The sequence below is a fragment of the Shigella sp. FC1661 genome (assembly GCF_001712525.1).
GTDB classification, from domain to species: domain Bacteria; phylum Pseudomonadota; class Gammaproteobacteria; order Enterobacterales; family Enterobacteriaceae; genus Escherichia; species Escherichia coli.
Window position 1 is genome coordinate 1 of sequence record NZ_MDGW01000487.1, and the last position, 419, is coordinate 419.

General features: G+C 52.0%; 1 protein-coding gene and 1 pseudogene. Both read left to right on the forward strand.

What is annotated here, in order from left to right:
• Positions 1 to 286: integrase core domain-containing protein (locus BFF42_RS21025; protein ID WP_000318964.1), on the forward strand; the 286-nt coding region annotated here is incomplete at its 5' end.
• A 5-nt stretch (positions 287 to 291) separates the two neighbouring features.
• Positions 292 to 419: pseudogene (locus BFF42_RS21030) on the forward strand (IS3 family transposase); the annotation flags it as partial.

The window sequence follows — 419 nt, forward strand, 5'->3', positions numbered from 1 at the left end:
AACACGCCAGTTCGCCCGGATGTTGGGACTTGAACCGAAGAACACGGCGGTGCGGAGTCCGGAGAGTAACGGAATAGCAGAGAGCTTCGTGAAAACGATAAAGCGTGACTACATCAGTATCATGCCCAAACCAGACGGGTTAACGGCAGCAAAGAACCTTGCAGAGGCGTTCGAGCATTATAACGAATGGCATCCGCATAGTGCGCTGGGTTATCGCTCGCCACGGGAATATCTGCGGCAGCGGGCTTGTAATGGGTTAAGTGATAACAGATGTCTGGAAATATAGGGGCAAATCCAGTACAGCATGAACCCTCAGACAGAAAACAAAGTGATGAGCGGCTAAAACTGGAGATTAAGGTGGCACATATCCGCACTCGCGAAACATATGGAACCCGGCGGCTCCAGACGGAGCTGGCAGA